Annotated in this window: 25 protein-coding genes and 1 pseudogene; 19 read left to right on the forward strand and 7 right to left on the reverse strand. The window is 63.6% G+C overall.

Translation table 11 applies throughout. The features are described 5' to 3' along the window. Positions 1–254: 254 nt before the first annotated feature. The 9 genes and pseudogenes from VGO04_RS30005 to VGO04_RS33015 form a co-directional block, all read left to right on the forward strand. Positions 255–1,226: a MoxR family ATPase gene (locus VGO04_RS30005; RefSeq protein ID WP_327499624.1), complete on the forward strand. Its 972-nt coding sequence runs from the start codon at positions 255–257 to the stop codon at positions 1,224–1,226. Positions 1,227–1,242: 16 nt separating this feature from the next. Continuing rightward, complete coding sequence (locus tag VGO04_RS30010; protein WP_327499625.1) at positions 1,243–2,238, forward strand: DUF58 domain-containing protein; 996 nt, start codon at positions 1,243–1,245, stop codon at positions 2,236–2,238. Between the two features lie 2 nt (positions 2,239–2,240). Then, positions 2,241–2,768, forward strand: a complete 528-nt coding sequence (locus VGO04_RS30015) for a DUF4381 domain-containing protein (protein WP_327499626.1) — start codon at positions 2,241–2,243, stop codon at positions 2,766–2,768. After that, a complete protein-coding gene (locus tag VGO04_RS30020; protein WP_327499627.1) occupies positions 2,755–3,759 on the forward strand; it encodes a VWA domain-containing protein in 1,005 nt (334 codons plus the stop codon). Before VGO04_RS30015 ends, VGO04_RS30020 begins: the two co-directional genes overlap by 14 nt. Then, positions 3,756–5,330, forward strand: a complete 1,575-nt coding sequence (locus VGO04_RS30025) for a VWA domain-containing protein (RefSeq protein ID WP_327499628.1) — start codon at positions 3,756–3,758, stop codon at positions 5,328–5,330. The genes VGO04_RS30020 and VGO04_RS30025 overlap by 4 nt, the downstream gene beginning before the upstream one ends. Next, positions 5,327–6,703 carry a BatD family protein gene (locus tag VGO04_RS30030; RefSeq protein ID WP_327499629.1) on the forward strand — a complete coding sequence of 459 codons (1,377 nt, stop codon included), beginning with the start codon at positions 5,327–5,329 and terminating at the stop codon, positions 6,701–6,703. Before VGO04_RS30025 ends, VGO04_RS30030 begins: the two co-directional genes overlap by 4 nt. A 328-nt stretch (positions 6,704–7,031) precedes the next feature. Continuing rightward, positions 7,032–7,568: an L-2-amino-thiazoline-4-carboxylic acid hydrolase gene (locus VGO04_RS30035; protein ID WP_327499630.1), complete on the forward strand. Its 537-nt coding sequence runs from the start codon at positions 7,032–7,034 to the stop codon at positions 7,566–7,568. Further along, the gene (locus tag VGO04_RS30040; RefSeq protein ID WP_327499631.1) at positions 7,565–8,818 is read left to right on the forward strand and encodes a Zn-dependent hydrolase; all 1,254 of its coding nucleotides are present in this window, start codon (positions 7,565–7,567) and stop codon (positions 8,816–8,818) included. Before VGO04_RS30035 ends, VGO04_RS30040 begins: the two co-directional genes overlap by 4 nt. Before the next feature lie 201 nt (positions 8,819–9,019). Next, positions 9,020–9,152, forward strand: a pseudogene (locus VGO04_RS33015) (LysR family transcriptional regulator); the annotation flags it as partial. An 11-nt stretch (positions 9,153–9,163) separates the two neighbouring features. Here VGO04_RS33015 and VGO04_RS30045 read toward each other — a convergent pair. Continuing rightward, complete coding sequence (locus VGO04_RS30045) at positions 9,164–10,393, reverse strand: ROK family transcriptional regulator (RefSeq protein WP_327499632.1); 1,230 nt, start codon at positions 10,391–10,393, stop codon at positions 9,164–9,166. A gap of 229 nt (positions 10,394–10,622) precedes the next feature. Here VGO04_RS30045 and VGO04_RS30050 point away from each other — a divergent pair, with 229 nt between their 5' ends. The 6 genes from VGO04_RS30050 (at position 10,623) to VGO04_RS30075 (ending at position 16,799) form a co-directional block, all read left to right on the forward strand. Next, complete coding sequence (locus tag VGO04_RS30050; RefSeq protein WP_327499633.1) at positions 10,623–11,861, forward strand: extracellular solute-binding protein; 1,239 nt, start codon at positions 10,623–10,625, stop codon at positions 11,859–11,861. 169 nt (positions 11,862–12,030) lie between these two features. Then, a complete protein-coding gene (locus tag VGO04_RS30055; protein ID WP_327499634.1) occupies positions 12,031–12,912 on the forward strand; it encodes a sugar ABC transporter permease in 882 nt (293 codons plus the stop codon). Beyond that, positions 12,912–13,757 carry a carbohydrate ABC transporter permease gene (locus VGO04_RS30060; RefSeq protein WP_327499635.1) on the forward strand — a complete coding sequence of 282 codons (846 nt, stop codon included), beginning with the start codon at positions 12,912–12,914 and terminating at the stop codon, positions 13,755–13,757. Before VGO04_RS30055 ends, VGO04_RS30060 begins: the two co-directional genes overlap by 1 nt. Further along, entirely contained in the window at positions 13,757–14,779 is a 1,023-nt protein-coding gene (locus VGO04_RS30065) for an aminotransferase (protein WP_327499657.1), read from the forward strand. Before VGO04_RS30060 ends, VGO04_RS30065 begins: the two co-directional genes overlap by 1 nt. A 2-nt stretch (positions 14,780–14,781) precedes the next feature. Further along, entirely contained in the window at positions 14,782–15,717 is a 936-nt protein-coding gene (locus VGO04_RS30070) for a PfkB family carbohydrate kinase (protein WP_327499636.1), read from the forward strand. After that, entirely contained in the window at positions 15,714–16,799 is a 1,086-nt protein-coding gene (locus VGO04_RS30075) for a sn-glycerol-3-phosphate ABC transporter ATP-binding protein UgpC (RefSeq protein WP_327499637.1), read from the forward strand. The genes VGO04_RS30070 and VGO04_RS30075 overlap by 4 nt, the downstream gene beginning before the upstream one ends. A gap of 69 nt (positions 16,800–16,868) precedes the next feature. Here VGO04_RS30075 and VGO04_RS30080 read toward each other — a convergent pair whose 3' ends face one another. The 4 genes from VGO04_RS30080 to VGO04_RS30095 all read right to left on the reverse strand — a co-directional run bounded on the left by VGO04_RS30080 (position 16,869) and on the right by VGO04_RS30095 (position 19,885). Beyond that, the gene (locus VGO04_RS30080; protein WP_327499638.1) at positions 16,869–17,633 is read right to left on the reverse strand and encodes an amino acid ABC transporter ATP-binding protein; all 765 of its coding nucleotides are present in this window, start codon (positions 17,631–17,633) and stop codon (positions 16,869–16,871) included. Positions 17,634–17,646: 13 nt separating this feature from the next. Further along, positions 17,647–18,309 carry an amino acid ABC transporter permease gene (locus tag VGO04_RS30085; protein ID WP_327499639.1) on the reverse strand — a complete coding sequence of 221 codons (663 nt, stop codon included), beginning with the start codon at positions 18,307–18,309 and terminating at the stop codon, positions 17,647–17,649. A gap of 5 nt (positions 18,310–18,314) precedes the next feature. Further along, positions 18,315–18,977, reverse strand: coding sequence for an amino acid ABC transporter permease (locus tag VGO04_RS30090; protein WP_327499640.1), 663 nt, complete (start codon positions 18,975–18,977; stop codon positions 18,315–18,317). Between the two features lie 68 nt (positions 18,978–19,045). Then, positions 19,046–19,885 carry a transporter substrate-binding domain-containing protein gene (locus VGO04_RS30095; protein ID WP_327499641.1) on the reverse strand — a complete coding sequence of 280 codons (840 nt, stop codon included), beginning with the start codon at positions 19,883–19,885 and terminating at the stop codon, positions 19,046–19,048. A 158-nt stretch (positions 19,886–20,043) separates the two neighbouring features. Here VGO04_RS30095 and VGO04_RS30100 point away from each other — a divergent pair, with 158 nt between their 5' ends. After that, positions 20,044–21,102, forward strand: a complete 1,059-nt coding sequence (locus tag VGO04_RS30100; protein WP_327499642.1) for a D-TA family PLP-dependent enzyme — start codon at positions 20,044–20,046, stop codon at positions 21,100–21,102. 54 nt (positions 21,103–21,156) lie between these two features. On the opposite strand, the gene VGO04_RS30105 is transcribed toward VGO04_RS30100, so the two are convergent. Both VGO04_RS30105 and VGO04_RS30110 read right to left on the reverse strand, forming a co-directional pair. Beyond that, entirely contained in the window at positions 21,157–21,753 is a 597-nt protein-coding gene (locus VGO04_RS30105) for a dihydrofolate reductase family protein (RefSeq protein ID WP_327499643.1), read from the reverse strand. Next, positions 21,753–22,568: a metalloregulator ArsR/SmtB family transcription factor gene (locus VGO04_RS30110; protein ID WP_327499644.1), complete on the reverse strand. Its 816-nt coding sequence runs from the start codon at positions 22,566–22,568 to the stop codon at positions 21,753–21,755. The genes VGO04_RS30105 and VGO04_RS30110 overlap by 1 nt, the downstream gene beginning before the upstream one ends. 287 nt (positions 22,569–22,855) lie before the next feature. Here VGO04_RS30110 and VGO04_RS30115 point away from each other — a divergent pair, with 287 nt between their 5' ends. The 3 genes from VGO04_RS30115 to VGO04_RS30125 form a co-directional block, all read left to right on the forward strand. Then, entirely contained in the window at positions 22,856–23,857 is a 1,002-nt protein-coding gene (locus tag VGO04_RS30115) for a sulfate ABC transporter substrate-binding protein (RefSeq protein ID WP_414650630.1), read from the forward strand. A gap of 95 nt (positions 23,858–23,952) precedes the next feature. Continuing rightward, positions 23,953–24,831 (forward strand): sulfate ABC transporter permease subunit CysT, encoded by an 879-nt coding sequence (cysT, locus tag VGO04_RS30120; RefSeq protein WP_327499646.1) that lies wholly within the window; start codon positions 23,953–23,955, stop codon positions 24,829–24,831. Next, the coding region (locus VGO04_RS30125) for a sulfate ABC transporter permease (protein WP_327499647.1) at positions 24,821–25,504 on the forward strand (684 nt) is incomplete at its 3' end. The genes cysT and VGO04_RS30125, both read left to right, overlap by 11 nt.

The following is a 25,504-nucleotide window of genomic DNA, read 5'->3' on the forward strand; positions in this document are numbered from 1 at the left end:
GGCATATTCGGCGAAGGGCTCGAACGTGCAGCCGATCCAAACTAGCGCGGTTCCTCCTGAAGCCAAAGTACGTAACCGTTACGGCGATCGGAGAACCTGACGAACGCGATCGGCGCGAGCGCTCCTCCGTCCAAGGAAAGCCGATCAGGTTTTCGTTACTGTTACGTTCTTTCCATTTGCGCCGATTTAACAATAAGCTCCGCCAAGGTTCATGATGACTGATGTTGCCGGCAGGGCAAGGGAGCAGAAAACTCATGGGTGCACGCGACGATATCCAGCAGCTTGGCAAACGTATCGGCGAGGCGATCATCGGCCAGGAAGGCATGATCGAGCGGCTGCTGCTGGGACTGCTCAGCAACGGCCATGTGCTGGTGGAGGGTCTGCCCGGGCTTGCCAAGACGCGTGCGATCAAGAGCATGGCCAAAAACCTCGACGCGGAGCTTTCGCGCATCCAGTTCACGCCGGACCTGCTGCCCGCCGATATCACCGGCTCCGAGGTCTATTTTTCCGAGGCCGGCAAGGGCGCGTTTCAGTTTCAGGAGGGCCCGATCTTCGCAAACCTCATCCTCGCCGACGAGGTGAACCGCGCCCCGGCAAAGGTGCAGGCGGCGCTCCTCGAAGCGATGGAGGAGCGTCAGGTCACGATCGCCGGCAAGAGCCACCCGCTGCCGGACCTGTTTCTCGTCATGGCGACGCAGAACCCCATCGAGCAGGAAGGAACCTATCCCCTGCCGGAGGCGCAGCTTGATCGCTTCCTGATGCACATCCAGGTGGACTATCCCGACGCGGCGTCGGAGGCAGACATCATGCGGCTCGTCCGGTCGGAAGAGATCCACACCAAATCCAACAACCACGCGACGGAAAAACTCGCTCAGGATTCTGTCTTTACGGCTCGCCAGGAGATATCCGCGATCACCGTTTCCGAGGCCATCGAGAACTATATCGTCGCGCTGGTGATGGCGACGCGCTACCCCGACAAGGTCGACAAGGATCTTGCCAAGTGGCTTCAGGTCGGCGTCAGCCCACGCGGCGTCATCGGCCTCGACAAGGTTTCACGCGCCCATGCGTGGCTGAACGGCCGCGACTTCGTCACGCCCGACGACGTGCAAGCGAGCGTCCACGACGTCTTCCGCCACCGCCTTGTGCTTTCCTATGAGGCGCATGCCGGCGGCACTACAGCCAACCAGGTGATCGACCGCATCGTCGAGCTCGTCGCGGTCGCCTGAGGATGGAGGTCTGCCGATGGCCATATCTCTTTCTGCTCTTGGCCGTTCCAGTGGCATCTTAAGGAGCCGCACCGCCGATACCACCGGCGCCTACACCTCGGTCGACGCGCTGGTCGGTCTCGAGGCCATGGCCCGGGATCTCACCTTCCTGCGCAAGGCGCCGGTGCGCCGTCTGCTGGCCGGCCGCCATGAATCGCGCATGCGCGGCCGCGGCCTGTCTTTCGAAGAGCTGCGCAACTATCTGCCCGGCGACGACATCCGCGCGATCGACTGGCGGGTGACCGCACGAACGGGCAAGCCGGTGGTTCGCGTCTATGACGAAGAGAAGGACCGCCCGGCGCTGATCGTCGTCGACCAGCGTATCAACATGTTCTTCGGCAGCCGCCGATCGATGAAGTCGGTTGCCGCTGCAGAAGTGGCCGCACTTTCGGCCTGGCGTGTGCTCTCCCTCGGCGACCGGGTGGGCGGCTTCGTTTTCGGCGACGAGACCGTCGCGGAGGTGCGCCCCTACCGCAGCCGCGAAGCGGTGATCCGGCTTGCCGACAGCATCGTGCGCTACAACACCGCACTCGAAGCGGGATCCCAGGCGCCGCATGGTGCCGAACAGCTGGATGTGGTGCTTTCCACCGTCGCCAACATTGCCCGCCACGATCACCTCGTCATCGTCATCAGCGATTTCGACGGGTACAGCCTCGAGACCCGCGACATGCTCTTGAAGCTCTCGGCGCACAACGACGTGATCGCCATCCTCATCTACGACCCGTTCCTGCTCGAACTGCCGCGCAAGGGCGAAATGGTCTTGAGCGGCGGCCTGCTTCAGGCCGAGGTGCAGTTCGGCCACGGCAATGTCCGCGAGGCGATCGACAATTTCGCGCGAAAGCGCGGCCGAGCTTTGCGGGCCTGGCAGGAAGAGCTCGGGCTGCCGATGCTGCCGATTTCGGCCGCCGAAGAAGTAGCGCCACAGCTGCGCGCAATGCTCGGCCAACTCGCCAGCCGGCAACGGAGGCGATAGCGATGGCAACGGCCGCGCCCCAAAGAGACCCACTGCTCGACGCCGCCCTTCGCGATCTCGCCGACATCGCCATGCCGCAGCCCGTCTCGATGATGCCGCATACCTGGGCCTGGGGGGCGCTCGCCGCTCTCGTGCTCCTGGCAATCGCCTTTGCGTGCTGGCGCTGGTATCGGCGCTGGCTCGCCAACCGCTACCGCCGCGAAGCGCTGGCCGACCTCGTGAAAATCGAGGCCGGACTGTCCACGCCGACGACCCGTGGTCACGCGCTCGTTGCCCTGCCGGTCCTTCTCAAGCGCACAGCGCTCTCGATCTGGCCGCGCGAAACCATCGCCGGCCTCAATGGCACAGGCTGGACCGGCTTCCTCGACGCCAATTCCGGCGGCCCTGTTTTCCCGATCGCCGCGGCGCGGTTCTTCGAAGAGGCGGAATATCGCGGCAGCCAGGCGCTCGCCGTCGTTTCGGAAACGGACGCGCGGACCTACGTTGCCGCGGCACGACATTGGATCGAGGCGCATCATGTACGTGCTTGACCACCCCTGGGCGCTGATCCTTTTGCCGTTGCCATTTCTCGTCTGGTGGCTGATCCCGCCCTACCGCGAGCAATCGGCCGCGGTCCGGATGCCTTTCTTCAAGGACATCACGGCGGCGGCAAATCTCGGGCCGACGGAAGGGTCGGTGGTCCCGCGGACCAACATCGGCCAGAAGGTGATTGCGCCCGTGTGCTGGGCGCTGATCGTGCTGGCGCTGGCGCGGCCGCAATATGTCGAGCCGCCGCTCGAAAAGACCGAGCCGCAGCGCGACCTGATGCTGGCGATCGATCTCTCGCAATCGATGGACACACGCGATTTTCACGATCCCGCGGGCAATCTCCAGTCCCGCGTCGATGCCGTTCATGCTGTTGTCGCCGACTTCATCGACCGACGCCCCAATGACCGCCTCGGGCTTATCGCCTTCGGCGACGCCCCCTATCCGCTGGTGCCCTTCACGCTCGACCACAAGACGGTCAAGCTGATGCTGGCCGATAGCCTGCCCGGCATGGCCGGCCCGCGTACGGCGGTTGGCGACGCAATCGGCCTCGCCATCAAGATGTTCGACGCGAGCACGGCACCGGACAAGGTGATGATCCTTCTGACCGACGGCAACGACACCGCCAGCAAGATGCCGCCGGACAAGGCCGCAGGCATTGCTGCCGACAAAAAGGTGGTGATCCACACGGTCGGCATCGGCGACCCCAACGCTCAGGGCGAGCAGAAGCTCGACACGAAGGCGCTCCAGCAAATCGCCGAGGTGACAAAGGGCCGGTATTTCTTCGGACAGGACCAGGCGAGCCTGCAGAACATCTACGAGCTTCTCGATCAGTTGACGCCGGCAAACCAGAAAACGCTCTCCTGGCGGCCGCGCATCGAGCTCTTTCACTACCCGCTCGGATTGGCGCTCGCCATCGTGCTCGCCTATCACGCCGCCATGTGGTTCCTGTCCTCGCTTGCCGATCGCCGCCGGCGGCAGGAGGCAAGCCCATGATTGCCGATTTCCACTTCCTAAGGCCGCTCTGGCTGCTGGCTCTGTTTGCCGCCCCGCTGCTCGTTTTCCTCGTCAGCCGGCGCTCCGACGTCCGTTCGCAATGGCAAGACATGATCGCGCCGCACCTGCTCGATCACCTGCTGATCGAAAAAGGCGGCAAGCGGCGCTTCCAGCCCGTCCACATCACCGCCGCCGTGATCGCCGTCGCTGCGATCGCTGCCGCCGGGCCAACCTGGCAGCGCGAGCGCCCACCCTTTGTCGAGGACACCGCGCCGCTGGCGATCGCGATCGATCTCAATCCAACCATGAACGCGACCGACATTTCGCCAACACGGCTCGAGCGCGCCAAGCTGAAAGTCCAGGATATTCTCAACCTCAGAAAGGGCTCGCGCACCGCGCTCTTTGCCTACGCTGGATCTGCCCATATGGTTCTGCCGCTCTCTGACGACGCCTCACTCGTCAAGACCTATCTGGCAGCGCTTTCGCCTCAGATCATGCCTGTTGACGGCAAGAATACCGCCAAGGCGTTGCAGGAGGTCGAAAAGGCGCTGGCGAATGAAACAGTGCCCGGCACCATCCTTTTCATGACCGACGGCGTCGAACATTCGGCGGTGCAAGCCTTCGGCCAGTATCAGGGCCGCAATGCCCTGATGGTGCTTGGCATCGGCACGGCCGAGGGCGGGCCGGTCAAGACGGCCGATGGCGGATTTCTGACGGACGCGAGCGGCGGCCGCGTTCATGCGAAGCTTGATGTCGATGGCCTGAAGGCGTTGCAGTCCGCGTCCAAAGCCGAGGTCGCGACGGTGACAGCGGACGATGCCGACGTCACCTGGATCGTCAGGCGCATCCAGACGAACTTTGCCGCCAAGACCGCCGAAGGCCTGACGCGCTGGCACGACACCGGCTGGTGGCTGACAATCCCGATTGCCGTCATCGGCCTGTTCTGGTTCCGCCGCGGCTGGACCGTGCGCTGGGCTGTCTATCTTGTCGCCGCGATGCTGCTTGCGGACACCGACCGGGCGGCGGCTGCCGACAACCGCTTCATCGATCTCTGGTTGACGCCGGACCAGCAGGGACGCCGAGCTTTTGAACACGGCGATTTCCAAGGGTCTGCCGAAAAATTTGCCGATCCCGCCTGGCGTGGCGTCGCGCTCTACCGCGCCGGACAGTTTCAGGATGCGATCGACGCCTTCGCCGAGAGCGAAACGGCCGAAAGCTACTACAACCAGGGCAACGCGCTTCTGCATCTCGACAAGACCGAGGAGGCGATCGCTGCCTACCAGCAGGCATTGAAGCGCCGGCCGGACTGGCCGGACGCCAAGAAGAACCTGGCGATCGCGCAAAAACTGAAGGCCGACAAGGACAAGCAGGAAAAGGACGCACAGCAGGAACAGGCCGGCATTGATCCGGACGAGGTGCAATTCGACGACAAGGGCAAGAAGGGCAAGGAAGCCACCATGCAGCAGGGCGGCCCCCAGACCGCCGACATGTGGATGCGCAACATCCAGGTCTCCCCCGCCGAACTGCTGGCACGCAAGTTCGCGATCGAGGCGAAGGAGACGACGCCGTGAGCACCTTTGTCGCCCTCGCCCGAATGACCCTCTGGTTCGTCGTCATCTCGTTTTCGCTTGCAGGGGTGTCGGTTGCGGCCGATCCCTTCGCCCGCTCAACGCTTTCGACCAAGGGCACGCTCTACGCGGGCCAGCAGGTGGAAATCGACATCGACGTTTTCGTGCCGAACTATTTTCTCTCGCCGCCGCAATTTCCGCTGTTCGACATTCCGGGCGCGGTGGTCACCATGCCCGACGATCGTGGCCTGAACCTCAACGAGACAGTCAATGGCGAGGACTTTTCCGGCATTCGCAAAACCTACGTCGTCACGCCGCAGGCAGCCGGTGATTTCACACTGCCAGCGATCGTAATCCCCTTCGGTTATGCCGCCGTGCCCGGCCAGACAAGCCAGGGCAAGGTGACGGTGCCATCACTTACCTTTACGGTCGCAGCAGTCCCAGGAGGCGCTGGCGGCACGCCTGGCGTCACGGCTGGAGAACTGACGATCATGCAGACCTTCGACCGGGATCTCAAGGGCCTGCACGCGGGCGACGCGCTCGTTCGCACGGTGACGATCCACGCCGCCGGCCTTGCGCCGATGATGATCCCGGTGCCCAAATTCGACGCGCCCGACGGGGTGCAGATCTATGCGCACGATCCGGTGCTTTCGGAAGAGCGCACTTCCCGCGGAGAGATCACAGCCGGACTGCGAAAGGACACCACGACCTACGTCTTTTCCAAGCCGGGCACATTCGCGCTGCCGGAGATCGCGTTGCAATGGTTCAACCCGGCAACCGGCAAGACCGAGACGGCCCAGGCTGACGGCGCCGAAATCACGGTCGCGGCGGCACCGGCAGCGGCAGAAGACCAAGGCCTTGCTCCGCCTGCGCCTCCGCCGGCTGAAGAACGGATCGACTGGCTCTGGTGGGTCGGCGTTGCAGCCGCGGTTGTCGCCTGCGCTCTTCTTATCCAGCTCGCGGCCAGTCTGTTCGGCCGTCTCGTCACGTGGACAGAGACGGCGCTCGCGCAGCGTGCCCAATCAGAGCCGACGGCCTTCCGCCGGGTGCTCGACGCCTGCCGCGAGCGCGATGCGGCCCGGCTGGAGGCGGCCCTTGACGGATGGTCGCGCAAGACCGGCAACGTGCCTCTGTCGCGCTGGCTCGACAGGTTTGGCGACGTTGAGACGAGAACCGCCTTCGCGCGCCATCGGCAAAGCCGCTACGGCGCCGCGCACTCGCACCATGAAAACCCCGATCTCGGGCGTTTGCGAGCCGGCCTGAAGAGCGCCCGACAACTTTGGCTGGAGGCAAGCTCCGCTGACCCCAACACGCCGACAGGCGAGTTGCCGGCCCTCAATCCGGTGCTGGATGCCCCGTTGCCAACGAGCCACTGATGCGTCGACGTCCGGCGCTGTCTGTCCACGGTCGCCTTCGCCAATTGCTTACCCCCTACCCGCCGCCGCACTCCCCAGGAACATCCCTGTGGTCGCCATCCGGCGAGAACTGATCGGGCGCTACGCAGCGTCGCTGATTCTGGATTCTCGACGATTGAGGTCGGCGCGCCGATGCGATGGCGCTATACATTTCGACAGAATGGTCGAAAGCCGCAGAAAGTTTGCACGGAGCAAAATGCTTCCGGCACAGATTTGCAACACAGACGCTTCACGGGCGTAGTATTCTTTGCCTGTTTGGTCAGCCTGACGGCGGACAGGGAGGCATTCCATGGAAAAGACGGACAAACAGGGCACCGAAACCACGTCGAAAGCGGCGATGGACGGCGAGATCGGCATTCTTGCGCGACGTCGCATCGAGGCCGGCATCATCGCGCCGATCTACGAGACGATGCGCGAGGAGATCGGCGAGGAGCGCGCCCAGGCGATCCTCGACAAGGCGATCACCAAGGCAGCGATCGAAGCGGGCCGCACCTTTGCGGCAAAGACGCCAGGCGGCACGAACCTGCGCACGTTCCAAGAGTTGCAGGACCTTTGGACCCAGGATGACGCGCTTGTCATCGAGGTGACGAAGGCGACGGACGACGAGTTTCACTACAACGTCAAGCGCTGTCGCTACGCCGAGACCTATCGCGAGATGGGGCTCGGCCATATCGGGCACCTGCTGTCCTGCAATCGAGACGGCGTGTTCTGTACCGGCTACGATCCACGCATCACGCTTGAGCGTACCCAGACAGTGATGCAGGGCGCTTCCCACTGCGACTTCCGCTACACGCTCAACAAGGACGTCCCGGAGCAGTCGAAATGAGTGCAGATGCGTTGCGCGCCGATATCAGGCGCATCAATACGCCGGCAACCAACGGTGACCGGTTGTGGCAAGACATCGTCTCGACCGCCCGCTTCGGCGGTACAGACAAGGGCGGCGTCACCCGCCTAACGCTGAGCGAAGAGGACCGGCAGGTCCGCGACTGGTTTGTCGACGCCTGCGAGGCGCTCGGCTGCACGGTCGAGATAGACGCCATCGGAAACATATTTGCGACCTATCCCGGCGAGGACACGTCGCTGCCGGCGATCGCCGTCGGCAGCCATCTCGACACGCAGCCGCAGGGCGGCCGCTTCGACGGTATTCTCGGCGTACTCGCAGGCGTCGAAGTGCTGCGCACGCTGAAGGAAACGTCCACGCTGCTTCGCCATCCGGTGACCGTCGTCAATTGGACGAACGAAGAAGGCTCACGCTTTTCGCCGGCGATGATGGGATCCGGCGTATTCGCTGGCGCGCTCGCCCTCGATGCCACCCATGCGCTTGCCGATCGCCAAGGTGCAACAGTCGGCGAAGCGCTCGGTGTCATCGGCTATCGTGGCGAGGCAAAGGTCGAGCCAAGTGCTTTTGCCGCCTATGTCGAACTGCACATCGAGCAGGGTCCTCTGCTGGAGGCGTCGGACACAGAAATTGGTGTCGTCACCGGCGTCCAGGGCGTGCGCTGGTTCGATGTCGTGATCTCGGGCACCGAGGCTCATGCCGGCAGCACGCCGATGGCGCAGCGCGACGATGCTCTGGTCAGAGCCGCCGAAATCGTGCTTGCGGTTCGCGACATTGCCCGCCGAAATCCGCCGGGTGTCGGCACCGTCGGCTTCGTCGAGGTCGGCCCCAATTCACGCAACGTCGTGCCGGGCTCCGTCCGGCTACAGATCGACATGCGCCACCCCTCAGATGCGGGCCTCGAGCAGATGGAGAGCGCCTTGCAAGACGCGGTCCTCAAGGCCGGCGCGGGTGCGGAGTTGAAACGCATCTGGTCGAAGGCGCCCGTCGTCTTCGACCCGTCGGTCGTCGAAGCGGTACGCGGCAGCGCCGAGACGCTCGGCTATTCGGCAACCGACGTCGTCTCCGGCGCGGGACATGACGCGGCACATATCGCGACGATCACGCCGACGGCGATGATCTTCGTGCCGTCGAAGGACGGCCTGTCGCACAACGAGGCCGAATACACCTCACCCGGGGAATGCGCTCGCGGCGCGGAAGTCTTGTTTCAGACCATCCTGGAACTCGACCGCCGCTGACGGCCTGACCCCTCGGCGGACAACATTGACACCCACGACAGATCGGCTGCCGTGGGTGTCTGCAATTATGGTTCTGCCGTGCGATTGGCCGCGGGCAGAAGCGAGCTGCTCGTGCTCCTTCTCGACCTGCTGCGCTTTCACGTAGCTTTCGACCAGCAACGGATTGCCGGGAAGATCTTGGCGTAGATCTCCGCCCATTGCTGGGTATCGTCGGCCGGCGTCATTCACGCCGTCTTTCCCTCCCGCCGCGGCCTGCTTCCTTCGGTGCGCGTTACTCGATTTTCTGGCCGCGGGATATGCCGAACTCGCCCGCCTGGACGAGCCCAGAACCTGACCGCTCCGCAATTACACTGCGGCGTGCTCGCGCGTTTTCAGGATCGCCTGGAAGCGCGGATCGAAGGTGCGGCTGATCGGCTCGGCGGCAGCCCCGATCGCCACCGCCCAGGGATCGGTAAAGCCGATCTGAAGGCGCGGCAGGCTGCGGTCGCGCCGCTCGGCGATCGACGGCAAAAGCGGCATCATCGCATCGACCATTAAGCGCGCCAGTCCCGGGGGAAGGCCACCGCACAGGATCACCGTCTGCGGATCGAAGATCGTTTCCAGCGTCTGGACCGCCGCGCGCATCTCGAAGGCGGCCGCACCGATCCATCGGCTTAGCCGATCGTCCGGTTGCGCGGCGACGGTATCGATGTGATCGTAGAGCTCCGGATCGGCGGGGTCGAGTTCGAGCAGTTTGCAGAGCGAGGCGATCGAGGCCCGGTGTTCGAGCGGCATTCGCTCGGCCGACGTTGCCCCGCGCGGCAGGCTGAGGATCATACCAATCTCGCCGGCATTGCCGTTGGCGCCGCGGTAGAGCTCGCCGTTAAGGATCAATCCGGCCCCCAGGCCATAGCCGAAATAGATGCAGATCGCCTGGTCTATGCCATGCGCCGCCCCGACCATGCGCTCGGCGGTCGCAGCCGCCGCCGCATCGTTCTGCAGGCCGACATCGAGGCCCGTGCCTGCGGCAAGCGTTTCCAGCAGCGGGAAATTCTGCCAGGCGGCCATCATCCAGGGATCGTCGGCATCCGCCTCGATGCCGAAGGGGCCGGGCATCGCTGCTCCAAGGCCAACGAGGCGGTCTTCCGACTGCGGTGCAATCGCCGCCAGATCGCGCCGGGTCTTCTCGATCAGCTCCAGAATTGTCCGCACGCCTGTCGCAGGCCCTCCGGCCGGCAGGTTGGCCTCACCGCGGGTCAGGACACGGCCGACAAGGTCGACTGCGATCGTGCGCGTCACGTGCCGATCGATCTGCAGGCCGATCGCGAAAGCGCCCTCCGGCACCAGGCGATAGGGCGTCGAGGGCTGCCCGCGACCGTTGCGCACGGCTTCGAGCGATTCGACCAGGCCGTCTCGCTCCAGATCCTCGATGATATTGGAAACCGTCTGCTTCGTGAGCGCCGTCGCGCGGGCAAGGTCAGCGCGGGACAATTGCCCGTTCAGCCGCAACGCGTCGATCATGACACGCCGGTTGTGGGCGCTGGTCCCCTCCTGGTTGGTGCCGCTCTTCGCCCGGATCAGGCGCATATCATTCATCCACAAACCCCTCTTGACACTGTTAGAATATTGAACAAAAAATAAGTCAAGACAATTGACTTAATGGGAGCCGCAAAGAGCTCCGGGGGAACGAAGGCGACGGCGAAATGCTGCCGCAGGCGCTCCGATTGAAATGTCGATAACCGCCGTTAACGGGCGGATTTCTCGCATACGGCGGGCCGAAGAGGCGCGCCGGGAAATCTGAAACGCTTAGATATTGGAGGTAGGAATGTTGAAATCGATAAGAACGACACTGCTTTGCGCGACCCTTGCTGGCCTGTCCTTTGCCGGTCACGCGCATGCGGAAACGACACTCAACGCGCTGTTCATGGCCCAGGCCGCCTATAGCGAGGCGGATGTGCGTGCCATGACCGAAGCCTTCACCAAGGCCAATCCGGACGTCAAGGTCAACCTCGAATTCGTGCCTTACGAAGGCCTGCACGACAAGGCGGTGCTGGCGCAAGGGTCGGGCAGCGGCTACGACGTCGTGCTCTTCGACGTGATCTGGCCGGCCGAATACGCCACCAACAAGGTGCTCGTCGACGTCACGGACCGGATCACCGGCGAGATGAAGTCCGGCGTCCTACCCGGCGCCTGGACGACGGTCGAATATGACGGCAAGCGCTACGGCATGCCCTGGATCCTCGACACCAAATACCTGTTCTACAACAAGGAAATCCTGGAAAAGGCCGGCATCAAAACCCCTCCGAAGACCTGGGACGAGCTTGCCGAACAGGCGAAGGTGATCAAAGACAAGGGTCTGCTTGCAGCGCCGATCGCCTGGAGCTGGTCACAGGCCGAAGCTGCGATCTGCGACTACACCACCCTTGTCAGCGCCTATGGCGGCAAGTTCATCGACGGCGGCAAGCCTGCGTTTACGACGGGCGGCGGTCTCGACGCGCTCAACTACATGGTGACGAGCTACAAGTCCGGTCTCACCAATCCGAACTCCAAGGAATTCCTCGAAGAGGACGTCCGCAAGGTGTTCCAGAACGGTGAGGCCGCCTTCGCGCTCAACTGGACCTACATGTACAACCTTGCCAACGACCCGAAGGAAAGCAAGGTTGCCGGCAAGGTCGGCGTCGTCCCGGCGCCGGGCGTTGCCGGCAAGAGCGAAGTCTCCGCCGTCAACGGCTCGATGGGCCTTGGCATCACCTCGACCAGCAAGCACCCGGACGAAGCGTGGAAATACATCGTCCACATGACCTCGCAGCAGACGCAGAACGCCTATGCCAAGCTCAGCCTGCCAATCTGGGCCTCGTCCTATGAGGATGCCAGCGTCACCAAGGGTCAGGAAGAGCTGATCGGCGCCGCCAAGCTCGGCCTTGCAGCGATGTACCCGCGCCCGACGACGCCGAAGTACCAGGAGCTTTCGACTGCCCTTCAGCAAGCGATCCAGGAAGCGCTTCTGGGTCAGGCCTCTGCGGAAGACGCGCTGAAAACGGCGGCCGACAACAGCGGCCTTTGAGCCGCCCTCCCAAGCCCCGGGCGGGAAACCGCCCGGGGACCGCGGGATCGATGCACGGCGGAGCCGTGTCTGCAGCAATCCAAATCGATGCACGTCAGCTCAAGTCGATGACGATTTGAGACGGTATGCGCTAGCATGACGGGCCTGAAGGCCCGAGAGGTTCCCATCTATGTCCGGCACCTGGATAACGACGCGCGCGTGGCTGCTCATGCTGCCGCTGCTGGTGGTCATGATCGCTGTCATCGGCTGGCCGCTGATCGATACCGTCAGGCTGTCCTTCACCGACGCCAAGCTTGTCGGAACGGAAGGCACATTCGTCGGTTTCGACAACTATGCCAAGGTGCTTGGCGGCTCGAACTTCCAGCGCGCGCTGTTGACGACGACCTGGTTTGCGGTCGTCTCGGTCACCGCCGAAATGGTTATCGGCGTGCTGGCTGCCCTGCTGCTTAACCAGCAATTTCGCGGCCGCACCGCCCTTCGGGCGCTGATGATCCTGCCCTGGGCGCTGCCGACCGTGGTCAATGCGACGCTGTGGCGGCTGATCTACAATCCGGAATACGGCGCGCTCAACGCGGCCCTGACACAACTCGGGCTGATCGACAGCTACCGCTCCTGGCTCGGCGAACCCGGTTCGGCGCTGACGGCGCTGATCATCGCCGACTGCTGGAAGAATTTTCCGCTGGTCGCGCTAATTGCGCTCGCCGCCCTTCAGGCCGTGCCGCGCGACATCACTGCCGCCTCGCTCGTCGACGGCGCCGGGCCGCTCAACCGTTTCCGCTACGTCATCATGCCCTATCTCGCCGGTCCCCTGCTGGTCGCCCTGGTGCTGCGCACGATCGAGGCCTTCAAGGTGTTCGACCTGATCTGGGTGATGACCCGTGGCGGGCCGGCCAACAGCACCCGCACATTGTCGATCCTGGTCTACCAGGAAGCCTTCTCGTTCCAGCGGGCCGGCTCGGGCGCATCTCTGGCGCTGATCGTGACGCTGCTCGTCACCGTGCTCGCCGTCGCCTACGCGACCATGGTGCGCAAAGCCGCAGGAGCTTCGTGATGGAACGCCAGAGCCCACTCTTCACCGTTTTCGTCTACGCCGCAGCGCTGCTTCTGGCAGCCGTCATCCTCGCGCCCGTCCTCTGGCTTTTCGTCATGAGCATCTCGTCGGCCGCCGACCTTTCGACAAAGCCGCTCAACTGGTGGCCGAACGAGATCGACCTGTCGCGCTATCAGGTGCTGCTGTCGACAATCGAAAACAGCGCCGGCGCGTCCTTCACCGCCTCGCTGTTCAACAGCCTGAAGGTCGCCGGCATGGCGACGCTGGCGGCGATTGCAGTCGCGATACCTGCGGCATGGGCGGTTTCGCGCACCGCCAACGTCTCCTGGTCGCTCTACGGCGTCATCGCCACCTACATGCTACCGCCGGTGGCCCTTGCCGTGCCGCTCTATATGGGCCTTGCCTATCTCGGCCTCTTGAACTCGATCTTCGGCCTCGCCCTCGTCTACCTCACCATTCTGGCGCCCTTCACCACCTGGCTATTGAAGTCGGGCTTCGATTCCATTCCGAAAGAGATCGAAAGTGCGGCGATGATCGATGGCGCCCGTCTCGACCAGATCCTGAGGCTCATCACGCTGCCGCTTGCAGCACCGGTCATGGCGACTTCGGCGCTCTTTGCCTTCCTGCTGGCCTGGGACGAATTCTTCTACGCGCTGCTCTTCACCTCCGACCTGCGCGCCAAAACCCTCACGGTTGCCATTTCCGATCTCGCCGGCGGCCGTGTCTCCGATTACGGCCTGATCGCAACCGCCGGGGTGCTTGCCGCCCTGCCCCCGGTGCTGATCGGCCTCGTCATGCAACGCGCCCTGATATCCGGGCTCACCAGCGGCGGTGTTAAGGGATGATGACCATGACCACTTCGGAACGCCCGTCCGGGCTCGTCGCGATCGACCGCGAAATGGAACGCCAGGCCGCCGACGCCATCGCCTCCGTCCATCAGGCGGGCGAGCTGGCGGGCCGTATCGCCGCGTCGTTGAAGGCGACCGGTAAACTGCTGCTGCTCGGCATGGGTGGCTCGCACGCCGTCGGCCGCGCGCTTGAACCGCTCTATCGTGACCATGGCATCGACGCCGTCGCCCTGCCGCTCTCCGAACAGCTCGGCCAGCCGCTCTCAATCGAGGGCAAGACGATCCTGGTGACGTCCCAGTCAGGTGAAAGTGCCGAAGTGCTGCGCTGGTTCTCGCAGACCAATGGCGCGACACCGAACACATTTGGCCTCACACTGGAAGGCAGTTCATTCCTGGCCAGAAACGCGCCGTCGCTCGTCGGCGTCGGCGGAACGGAAAAGGCATTTGCCGCGACCCGCAGCCTGACGATCAGCTTCGCCCTGCATCTCTCTATTCTCGCCGCCCTCGGCGACGACCCGTCCGCCGCCCTCTATGCGCTCGAACAGCCGCAATCGCCCGATACAACGGCAGCGCTCTCGGCCCTCAGCAACGTCCGGTCCATCGTTACCTCCGGTCGTCGCCTGCAGGGACTTGCCGAGGCGATCGGGCTCGGCCTGACCGAACTGTCGCGCCTGCCCTGTTTCTCGCTCGAAGGCGGCCAGCTTCGCCACGGGCCGATGGAGATGCTGGGGCCCTCGGTCGGCGTCGTGCTCTTTCGCGCAGCCGATGCGACTGCCGGGCTCGTGAAGGCCATGGCGATCTCCGCCTCCGAGGCCGGCTCCCCGGTCGTCGTGTTCGATGCCTCCGGCGAGGCCCCAATCGAAGGCGTCAGCACCATCGCCTTTCAGCCCGCCACCGGCATGTCGGCGATCTTCTCCATGCTGCCGGTCGCCCAATCCTTCATGATCGCCTTTGCGGCGGCCCGCGTCGAGAATGCCGGTACGCCGGTGCGCTCGACCAAGATTACCCGGAGCGAATAACAATGCGTCCTCTTGCCGTGGTCGGCAACGCCAATGTCGACCTCATTCTTGGGCCGGCGGCCCCTTGGCCGAAGGCCGGCACCGAAATCATCGTCGACCACGACGAGTTGCGCGTCGGCGGCTGCGCCGGCAACAGCGCGCTTGCCTGGGATTCGCTCGACGTCGATTATGCAATCGCCGCCAATGTCGGCAACGACCAGTTCGGGACCTGGCTCAAGGAGGCGTTCCCGGGGCGGTCAGCGTCGTGGCCTGTCGAGAACGTTGGCACCACACTGTCGGTCGGCATCACCCACCCCGACGGCGAACGGACCTTCTTTACCACGCGTGGTCACCTGCCGCTGTTCACCTTCGAGGAAGTGCGCACCATGCTCGACGGCGAGAAACTGCGGGGCGGTTACGCGCTTCTGACCGGTTCTTTCCTGACAGACGCGCTGACGGCAGACTATGACCGCTTTTTCGACTGGGCAGACGCGCACGACATCGCGGTCGCGCTCGACACCGGCTGGCCGCTCGACGGCTGGACTGCTGCGAATTGCGACGCGACAATCGGCTGGCTGAAGCGATGCCGGCTGGCGCTCTTCAACGAGGTCGAGACGACCACGCTGACCGGCATTACCGACCCAACCGAGGCAGCGCACGATTTGAAGGTGCACATGCCCGTAGGCGCGATCGTCGTCGTCAAGCGCGGCCCGCACGGCGCGATCGCCATCGACGCCGAGGGCCGTCTCTCATCCGCCACAGCACCCGCCGTCACCGTCGTTGATACAATCGGCGCGGGCGACGTCTTCAATGCCGGTTTCCTGGCGGCGCTTGCCGCGGAGATGCCGCTCGCGGCCTGCCTCCGCACCGGCGTTGCCATTGCGTCCGAGGCGATCTCCACCCTTCCGCGCAGCTACGGCAAACCGCTTTCATCTTTCCTTGAGGAGGCCGGCGCATGAGCGCGCTCGCGATTGAGAACATTCACAAGCGCTACGGCGAAGTCGAGACGCTAAAGGGCATCGACATCGCTTTGGAGAGCGGCGAATTCCTGGTGCTGCTCGGCTCGTCCGGTTGCGGCAAATCCACCCTGCTCAACATCATTGCCGGCCTCGCAGAGCCGACCGGCGGCGACATCCGCATCGGCGAGCGTTCCATTCTCGGCGCGCACCCGAAGGACCGCGACATCGCCATGGTGTTTCAGTCCTACGCGCTCTACCCAAACATGAGCGTCGCGCGGAATATCGGCTTCGGCCTGGAGATGCGCAAGGTTCCGGTCGTCGAGCGCGAAAAGGCGGTCAAGGAAACGGCAAAGCTGCTGCAGATCGAAAACCTGCTCGAGCGCAAGCCGAGCCAGCTTTCCGGTGGCCAGCGCCAACGGGTCGCGATCGGCCGGGCGCTGGTGCGCAACCCACAGGTCTTCCTCTTCGACGAGCCGCTTTCCAATCTCGACGCCAAGCTGCGCATGGAGATGCGCACGGAGCTCAAGCGCCTGCACCAGATGCTGAAGACCACGGTCGTCTACGTCACGCATGACCAGATCGAGGCGATGACGCTGGCAACCCGCATCGCCGTGATGCGCGACGGGAGGATCGAGCAGCTCGGCACGCCGGAGGAAATCTACGACCGGCCGGCCACGCTCTATGTCGCTGGCTTCGTTGGTTCTCCACCAATGAACATCCTCGATGCGACCGTATCAAAAGGGCAGTTGTCGATCCCGGGGGACAACCAGCCAATCGCCCTGCCCGGCCGCTTCCGCGACGTCGTTGTCGAAGGCCAGCGCGTCAAGGTCGGCATTCGGCCGGAGGCGCTGCGGGTTTCCAATGGCGATGAAACCGGGCCGCAATTCAAAGCCCTCGTCGAAGTGGTCGAACTGACGGGTCCCGAACTCGTCACGACGGCGTGCATCGGCGATCAGCGCATCACCGCCTGCCTGCCGCCACGCAGCGCCGTCACGGCCGGCGAAGACCGCGCCTTTACCGTTGACGCTGACGTCTTGCATCTCTTCGATCCCGAGAGCGGGAGGTCGCTCGCCGAGGACTGACGCGCAGCCTCGGACAGGAGCCGGCCGCCGCGTCCGCGGCAGCCGGATCGTGTCAGCCTGCAACCGACATCAATTGAAGGACGAGCTTTTCAAGAACTCCGCCAGACGCTCGGTCTGCGGCTTCACGAACATGTCCCTGGGGTTACCCTCTTCGGCGATGCGCCCCTGGTTCATGAAGATTACCCGTGTGGAGACCTCATAGGCAAAGCGCATTTCGTGGGTGACGAGCAGCATGCTCATGCCGTCTTCGGCCAGGCCCTTGATGACTTGCAGCACCTCGTTGACAAGTTCGGGATCGAGCGCCGAGGTGACCTCGTCAAACAGCATCAGCTTGGGGTTCATGGCGATTGCCCGGGCGATCGCGACGCGCTGCTGTTGGCCGCCTGAAAGCTGTCCGGGATAGTGGTCCATGCGCGATAGCAACCCGACACGGTCGAGCCATTTCTCGGCGACGGCACGCGCTTCATCGCGGCCCATGCCGCGAACCTTGATGAGGCCGAGCATGACGTTTTTCGCGGCAGTCATATGCGGGAAGAGATTGAACTGCTGGAAGGCCATGCCGGTCATCGCCCGCTGACGGGCGATTTCCTTTTCCTTCTTGCGCCGACGCGTACCGCCGACGCTCTCATACCCGATCTCCTGGCCGTCGATGCGGATCGAGCCGCCCTGAAACTCCTCCAGCATGTTGATGCAGCGAAGCATCGTGGTCTTGCCCGAGCCGCTGGAGCCGATGATCGAAATGACCTCCCCTTGCGCCATGGTGCAGTCGACGCCCTTCAGCACCTCGACAGTGCCGTAGCGTTTGTGGAGATCGCGGATTTCAAGCAATGTCATCGCAACCGAAGCCTCACGATGGAACAGCGGTCTTGCGTTCGACGTAACGGCCGAAGCGCTCGATGCTGTAGTTGATGACGAAATAGAGGAAGCCGGCGAAGAAGTAGAATTCGAGGCTCATGAAGGTGCGCGAGATCAGCTCCTGGGTTCGCAGCAGCAGTTCAGCGACGCCGATGATCGACAGCAGCGTCGAGGCCTTGACCATCTCTGCCGCGGTATTGACCCAGGCGGGCAGCGCCTGACGCAAGGCTTGCGGGCCGAGCACATAGGCAAAGGTCTGCGGGAACGTCAGGCCGATGGCCTTCGCCGCTTCCGTCTGCCCCTTGGGGATTGCTTGCAGCGCACCGCGTACGAGCTCGCCGACATGCGAACTGCAGAAGATCGAAAGCGCCAGGATGCCGGCCTGGAACGGTCCGAGATCGATGCCGATGGTGCTGAGCACGTAGTAGCTGGCAAGCACCAGCACCAGCACAGGCGTGCCGCGGATGAAATCGGTATAGCCGCGCACGACCCATTGCACCGGCCTGTAGCCGTAGGTGAGCGCCAGTCCGACGAAAACGCCGAGCACTGTGCCGACGACGATCGAGAGGAACGAGATCGAGATCGAGACGCCAAGGCCCTTCAGAAGGGGGATGCGGGCGATCCAGAGTTGGTCGAGGAAAGCTGGGATATCCATGGCGCTCACCTCGGCACGCTAAGACGCCGCTCGACCGCGCGCAGAAGGGCGGCCAGCACCGAGCAGGTGGCAACGTAGAGGCAACTTGCAACGATCCAGGTCTCGATCACCCGGAAGGTCTCGACGTTGATCTTGCGCGCCTCGAAGGTCAGTTCCGGTACGGCGATGGCGGCGGCCAGCGACGTATCCTTGAACAGCGAGATCATCGTGCTTCCAAGCGACGGCAGCACGTTGCGCAGCATCAGGGGCAGGATGATCGAGGTGCGGATCTGCATTTCGGTGAGCCCGATCGCAAGCCCCGCCTCGCGCTGTCCCGGGGGAACCGAAAGCAGCCCGCCACGGAAAACCTCGGCGAGATAGGCGCCGGAGTAAATCGCCAGCGTCAATACGAAGCTTTCGATCTTGCCGAGCCGCACGCCAAGCTGCGGCAAAGCAAAGTAGCTGAAGAGCACCAGCACCAGGATCGGCGTATTGCGGATCACGGTCACGTAAAGACCGGCCGGCTTGCGCAGCGCCACGTTCTTGGAGACCAGCCCGAAAGCGGTGACGAGGCCGATCACACAGCCTGCAAGGATCGCCGCAAAGGCGAGGCCGAGGCTGAGCGCCAGGCCTTCGAGCAGAAGATCGAAGGAGCGCCAGACCGCGGCGAAGTTCAAAGTGTAGCCCATGTGTCAGCCATCCACGGCGAAAGGACGGTCGGACGACCCAGCAGGCGCAAGGTCGTCCGGAGCGTGACTTACTTGTACTCGACCGGGAAACCGATCTGCGGCGGCGTCAGGTCCTTGCCGAACCAGGTCTTGAACGACTTCGCATAGAAATCGAACTCGACGCCGGTCATCGCCTCGTGCAGCGCCGTGTTAACGAAGTTCAGCCAGTCCTGGTCGCCGCGCTTGACGCCGCAGGCATAGGTCTGCGGGTTCCAGCCATAGCCGGCATCCTTGTAGCGGCCGGGGTTCTGCGTCATGTACCAGGCGAGCGACGACTGGTCGGTGGCAACCGCATCGGCGCGGCCGGATTCCAGCGCCTGGTAGATAAGGTCAACGGACTCGTACTGGTCGACGGTGGCCTCCGGCAGGGCCGCATGGACCATCGCCTCGGCATAGACGTTCTGCAGGACCGAGACCGTAACCGACGACCCGGCGCCCTTGAGCGCTGCATAGTCGCCGTATTTGCCGTCGGACTTCAGCATCAGGCCGACGCCTTCGCGGTAGTAGGGGATGGTGAAGGCAATTTGCTGGGCGCGCTCGCCTGTCACCGTCATGAACTGGCAGGTGATATCCACCTTGTTGGTGGTGATGTTCGGGATGCGGGCGTCGGATGACTGGTTGACGTATTCGATCTTGTCCGGGTCGCCGAAGAGCGCCTTGGCGATGATCCGGCCCATGTCGACATCGAAGCCTTGCAGTTTGTCCTCGGCGCTCTTGAAGTGCCAGGGGGCGTTGGTACTGCCGGTGCCCATCACCAGATGGCCGCGCGCCAGAACCTCGTCGAGTTTGCTTGCGGGCTCCTGTGCCATGGCCGAACCGGCCAGGGTCAGGGCCATAGCGGCAGCGCCCGCGAAAACGGTCTTGAACATCACATTTCTCCCCATTTTGGGTTCCCGATTATTATTCCATTACTAAAGAATTCAATCCTGAATAATGGATTGACCTATCAAATGCCTGAGGTCATATCTTGTCAAGGGCACTTGAGTTAGTTTCGCCCGTCCCGCGCCACATGAGGAGTTGAGTCGCGATGCCCCTGCCGATCGAAACGCCGGCCGTTCTCGTCGATCTCGAGATTGCCAAGCGCAACATCGAGCGCTTTCAGGCCTATGCGGATAAACATGGCATCCGCGTGCGGCCACACATCAAGACCCACAAGCTGCCGCAGATGGCCGAGCTTCAGCTGGAAGCAGGCGCCGTCGGGATCACCTGCCAGAAAGTGACCGAGGCCGAGGCGATGGTCGAGGGCAGCGACCGGATCAAGGACGTGCTGATCACCTACAACATTCTCGGCGAAGCCAAGATGGTACGACTCGAACGGCTGAATGCCCGCGTTCAACTCGCCGTCGTCGCCGATAGCGAGGCGGTCGTCGACGGGCTTGCGGGCTACTTCGCCGGCAAGGGCAAGCCGTTGCGGGTCTTCGTCGAATGCAACACCGGGGCCGACCGCTGCGGCGTCGGCACGCCGGTGGCCGCGGCGAGGCTCGCGCGCCGGATCGCCGACGCCAAGGGGCTCGTCTTCGCCGGTCTGATGACCTATCCGCCCGTCAACGGCGAGGCAAAGGTCCAGGCCTTCATGAGCGAAGCCAAGCAGCGGATCGAAGCCGATGGCCTTGCGGTGACCGCCATTACCTCTGGCGGCACGCCGAGCATGATGCATGCGGCGGGCGCCCCCGTCGCCAGCGAATACCGGCCGGGCACCTACATCTACAACGACCGTTCGCTCGTTTCGCGCGACGTCGCCACCTGGGACGATTGCGCGTTGACGGTGCTTGCCACGGTCGTTTCGGTGCCTTCCGACAACCGCGCGATCATCGATGCCGGCAGCAAGGTGCTGACCTCGGATCTTCTCGGGATGATCGGCTACGGCCACGTGCTCGGCCGCGACGACATCCGCATCGACCAGCTTTCAGAGGAACACGGCCGCCTCGTCACCGACGGGCCGATCGGCTTGAAGGTCGGCGACCAGCTGCGCATCGTGCCCAACCACGCCTGCGTGGTGACGAACATGGTCGATGCCATCCATATTGTCGAAGGCGGCAAGCTCAAGGATGTGTGGCCAGTCGCGGCACGCGGCCACGTGCTCTAGCCAGATGCCGCCCGTTGGCGGCGCCGCCCGGGCGCGCCCAACACATCGACGATGTCAGCGGGCACGGTCGTAAACCAGTGCGATTTCGCCCCGGTTACCGGTCTCCTGGTGGGCGACCCGCCATGTGCTGCCTGGCAGCCCGTCGTCGAACGGCCGCTGCCCGCCGCCAACGACTTCCGGGCAGATCATCAGATAGAGCCGATCAATCATGTCGACCGCAAGAAGCGACTTGATGAGGCCCGCGCTGCTGTTGACAAGGATGTCGCCTTCGCCGGACGCCTTGAGCTCCGAGACGGCCTTCGCCACGGAACCGTTCGCTATCCGGGTGCGATCCCAGGGCGCGTCACTCAAGGTCCGCGAGAAAACCACCTTCTCCGTCGCCAGCAGCCACCTTGCATAATCCCGGTCGTGGCTGTCGGCCTCCGTGTCGTCCGCAACAGTCGACCAGTATCCCAGAAACCCCTCGGCGTTCAGCCGCCCGAGCACGGCCGTCGTCGCCGTCTTCCAGATGCGGCCCATGTGATTGCGCGCGACATCGGTGACGGCATAGGGGACGATAGCCCCCAGATCGGTCGCTCCACCAGGACCGTTGTATCGGCCGTCAAGCGTAAGGGCCAAGTTTGCTGTCACGCGGCGTGTCGTCTTCGTCATCATCTTCCTCTCTGCTGTCTCTCCGCGGCATCGACCGCACGTGCGAGATTGTCGAGCACTTGCCTCCAGCCGGTCTCGATGCCGGCAATATAAGGCAAGGCTTCGGCCGTCGTTTCGCTGATGCGCAATTCGAGCCGGAGCGCGGTGCCGCCCTCCGTGGCGTCAAGTCCAATGTCGTAGTGGCCCGTAAAGGAAACATTGCCATCGCCGTCGAGCACCGAGAGCGAGAACAGAAGGCGTTCAGGCTCTTTCGCCGCATGGACACGCCCTTCGGAGCGGTAGCGCGCTTCGGCATCGCGATATTCGAGAATGGCGCGCCCGCCCGGTTTCGGCTCGAGAACGCACTCGGTCACCGTCAGCGACGGCGGCGCCCACCAGGAGGCGAGCAGACCCGGCGAGGTCCAATACTGCCAGACCGTGTCTGGCGAAGCCGGCAAAGCGCGCTCGAATAAGAACGTGCGGCCGTCCGCCCAACTGTCCCTGTCCGCCTTCACCGCATCGGCTGCGATTGCCGCCTGGTAGCGGGCAACGACATCCCTCTCGCCGCTGTTTGCCCCGGCCGTCTCGATCAACAGGCGCAAACGCTGTGCGAGATCGGCAAGCGGCGCGGGCTCAATGGCATAGACCCGACGTTGACCGAGCGGAAACACGGAGACGAGGCCGACGCTCGCCAAGGTCTGGAGGTGTTTGGTCGCCTGCGGCTGGCGCAGCCCGGTCAACTCCGCAAGCTCGCCCACCGACCGGGGGCGCTGCGCGAGAAGCTCCAGAATGCGCCACCGCGCGCTGTCCGCAAGGGCTGAGGTTAGCTGTTCCATGCGATAAATATTCTTCACTAAGAATATTCATGTCAAGGAATATTTCTGGCGTTCAACGATTCACACTGGACAGGCGCAAGACCCTTGCCATGTTACTGTCCGTACGGCTTGGCGCTGCCGATCGGCCGGTTGCAGGCAAACCGTTCCGGAAAAACCCGGCAGAACGATAGGACATTTCCCCATAGCGCTGTCAGGCGTCATCCGTTTACGTTGTAGCAGTCGACAAAATTGATAGTTTTATCTGGTAACCAATGGAGGTCGAAATGGTCTTTGGACGAATTACCGGAATGGTGGGACTGGCAATTGTGCTCGGAGGCCTGCAGCTCGGCGCTGCGAGTGTAGCATTTGCCGACACGACGATCTTGAACGTGTCCTATGACCCGACACGCGAACTTTACAAGGACTTCAACGCGGCCTTCGCCGAGAAGTGGAAGGCCGATACCGGCGAGACCGTGACGATCCAGACGTCGCACGGCGGCTCGGGCAAGCAGGCCCGCTCGGTCATCGACGGCCTGCAGGCCGACGTCGTGACGCTGGCGCTTGAAGCCGACATCGACGCGATCGCCAAGGAAACCGGCAAGATCCCGGCAGACTGGAAGACGAAGTTCGAGAACAACAGTGCGCCCTACACCTCGACGATCGTCTTCCTGGTGCGCAAGGGCAACCCCAAGGGCATCAAGGACTGGGGCGATCTGGTCAAGCCGGACATCCAGGTGATCACGCCGAACCCGAAGACCTCGGGCGGCGCGCGCTGGAATTTCCTTGCAGCCTGGGCCTATGGCCGTTCGGCCAATGGCGGTGACGAAGCGAAAGCCCAGGAATACGTGACGGAACTGTTCAAGCACGTTCCGGTGCTCGACACGGGCGCACGCGGGTCGACGACGACCTTCGTGCAGCGCGGCCTTGGCGATGTGCTTCTCGCCTGGGAAAACGAGGCCTATCTCTCGCTCGAGGAACTCGGCCCCGACAAATTCGAAATCGTCACGCCGTCGATCTCGATCAAGGCCGAACCGCCGGTCGCACTCGTTGACGGCAATGTCGATGCCAAGGGCACGCGCAAGGTGGCGGAAGCCTATCTCGGCTACCTCTACAGCGACGCGGGCCAGAAGATCGCCGCCAAGCACTACTACCGGCCGTTCAAGCCGGAAGCCGCCGATCCGGCTGACATCAAACGCTTCGGTGACTTGAAGCTGGTCACCATCGAAGACTTTGGTGGCTGGAAGGAAGCCCAGCCGAAATTCTTCGGCGATGGCGGCGTCTTCGACCAGCTCTACAAGCCGGGCCAATAACCCCTGAACCCAATGCGCAGCCGGGCAACCGGCTGCGCATATTCTGTCGCTGCGCCAGCTTTTGCGTCAGGCCGCGGCGACTGTAGTTCCGAGTTATGCAGAAGGTCGTGTCGTTGACGGAAGCGAAGAAAGTTGCGCCCTGGCGGTTTCGCCAGCCGAGTATTTTGCCTGGATTTGGTTTGTCGCTCGGGATCACGCTGAGCTGGCTGGTTCTGATCGTGTTGATCCCGTTGTCGGGACTGGTGTTTCGCGCAAGCGGGCTCGGCTGGGCCAAGTTCTTCGAGCTGGCGCTCGATCAGCGCACCCTCAACGCCTTGAAGATCTCCTTCGGCACAGCCTTTGTCGCCGCCGTCATCAACCTGGTCTTCGGCGTCATCCTCGCCTGGGTGCTGGTGCGTTATCGCTTCCCCGGCAAGCGGGTGATCGACGCCATGGTCGACCTGCCCTTTGCGCTGCCGACCGCCGTTGCCGGCATCGCGCTGACGACGCTTTACGCCCCGAACGGCTGGATCGGCCAGTTCATCGAGCCGCTCGGGCTGAAGGTTGCCTTCACCCCCGCCGGCATCGTCATCGCGCTCATCTTCGTCGGTCTGCCCTTTGTCGTCAGGACCGTGCAGCCGATCATGGAAGAGATCGACAAGGAGGTGGAGGAGGCCGCCGCCACCCTCGGCGCCAGCCGCTTCCAGACGATCAGCCGGGTGCTTCTGCCGGGTCTGCTGCCGGCCAGCCTCACCGGCTTTGCGCTCGCCTTTGCCCGCGGCGTCGGCGAATACGGCTCGGTGATCTTCATTGCCGGCAACCTGCCCTATGTCTCCGAGATCGCGCCGCTTCTGATCGTCATCCGGCTCGAAGAGTTCAACTATCCGGCCGCCACCGCCATTGCCGCCGTCATGCTGGTGATCTCCTTCTCCATGCTGCTCCTCATCAACTCGATCCAGGCCTGGAGCCGGCGGAGATATGTCTATGTCGCATGACCTGACCGCCAGCCCCCTGCCCGCCTCAGGTCCGCAGCCGGCGTCCGGCCCACAGCCCGCTTTGCCAGAACTGGCGGCGGCCACCTCGGAACGCCGCTTTGCGAGGCTGACGCTGACGATCACGGCGCTGGCCTTCGTCGCGCTGTTCCTGCTTCTGCCGCTTGCCGCCGTCTTCACCGAGGCGCTGCGCAAGGGGGTGGGCGAATTCGTTTCGGCCCTTGGCGACGCCGAAACCTTCTCGGCCATCCGCCTGACGCTGATCGTTGCCGCCATCGCCGTGCCGCTCAACCTCGTCTTCGGGGTTGCCGCCGCCTGGGCGATCGCCAAGTTCGAGTTCAAGGGCAAGGCCTTCCTGACGACGCTGATCGACCTGCCGTTCTCGGTCTCTCCTGTCATCTCCGGCCTCGTCTTCGTGCTTCTGTTCGGCTCGCACAGTTTCCTTGGGCCGTGGCTGCAGAGCCACGGCATCCAGATCCTCTTTGCCGTGCCCGGGCTGGTGCTCGCCACCGTCTTCGTCACCTTCCCCTTCGTCGCCCGCGAGCTGATCCCGCTGATGCAGGAACAGGGCAGTAGCGACGAGGAGGCAGCACTGTCCTTGGGCGCATCCGGCTGGCAGACCTTCTGGCATGTGACGCTGCCCAACATCAAATGGGGGCTGCTCTACGGGGTTTTG

The sequence above is a fragment of the Ensifer sp. genome (genome assembly GCF_035999185.1).
Taxonomy (GTDB): domain Bacteria; phylum Pseudomonadota; class Alphaproteobacteria; order Rhizobiales; family Rhizobiaceae; genus Ensifer.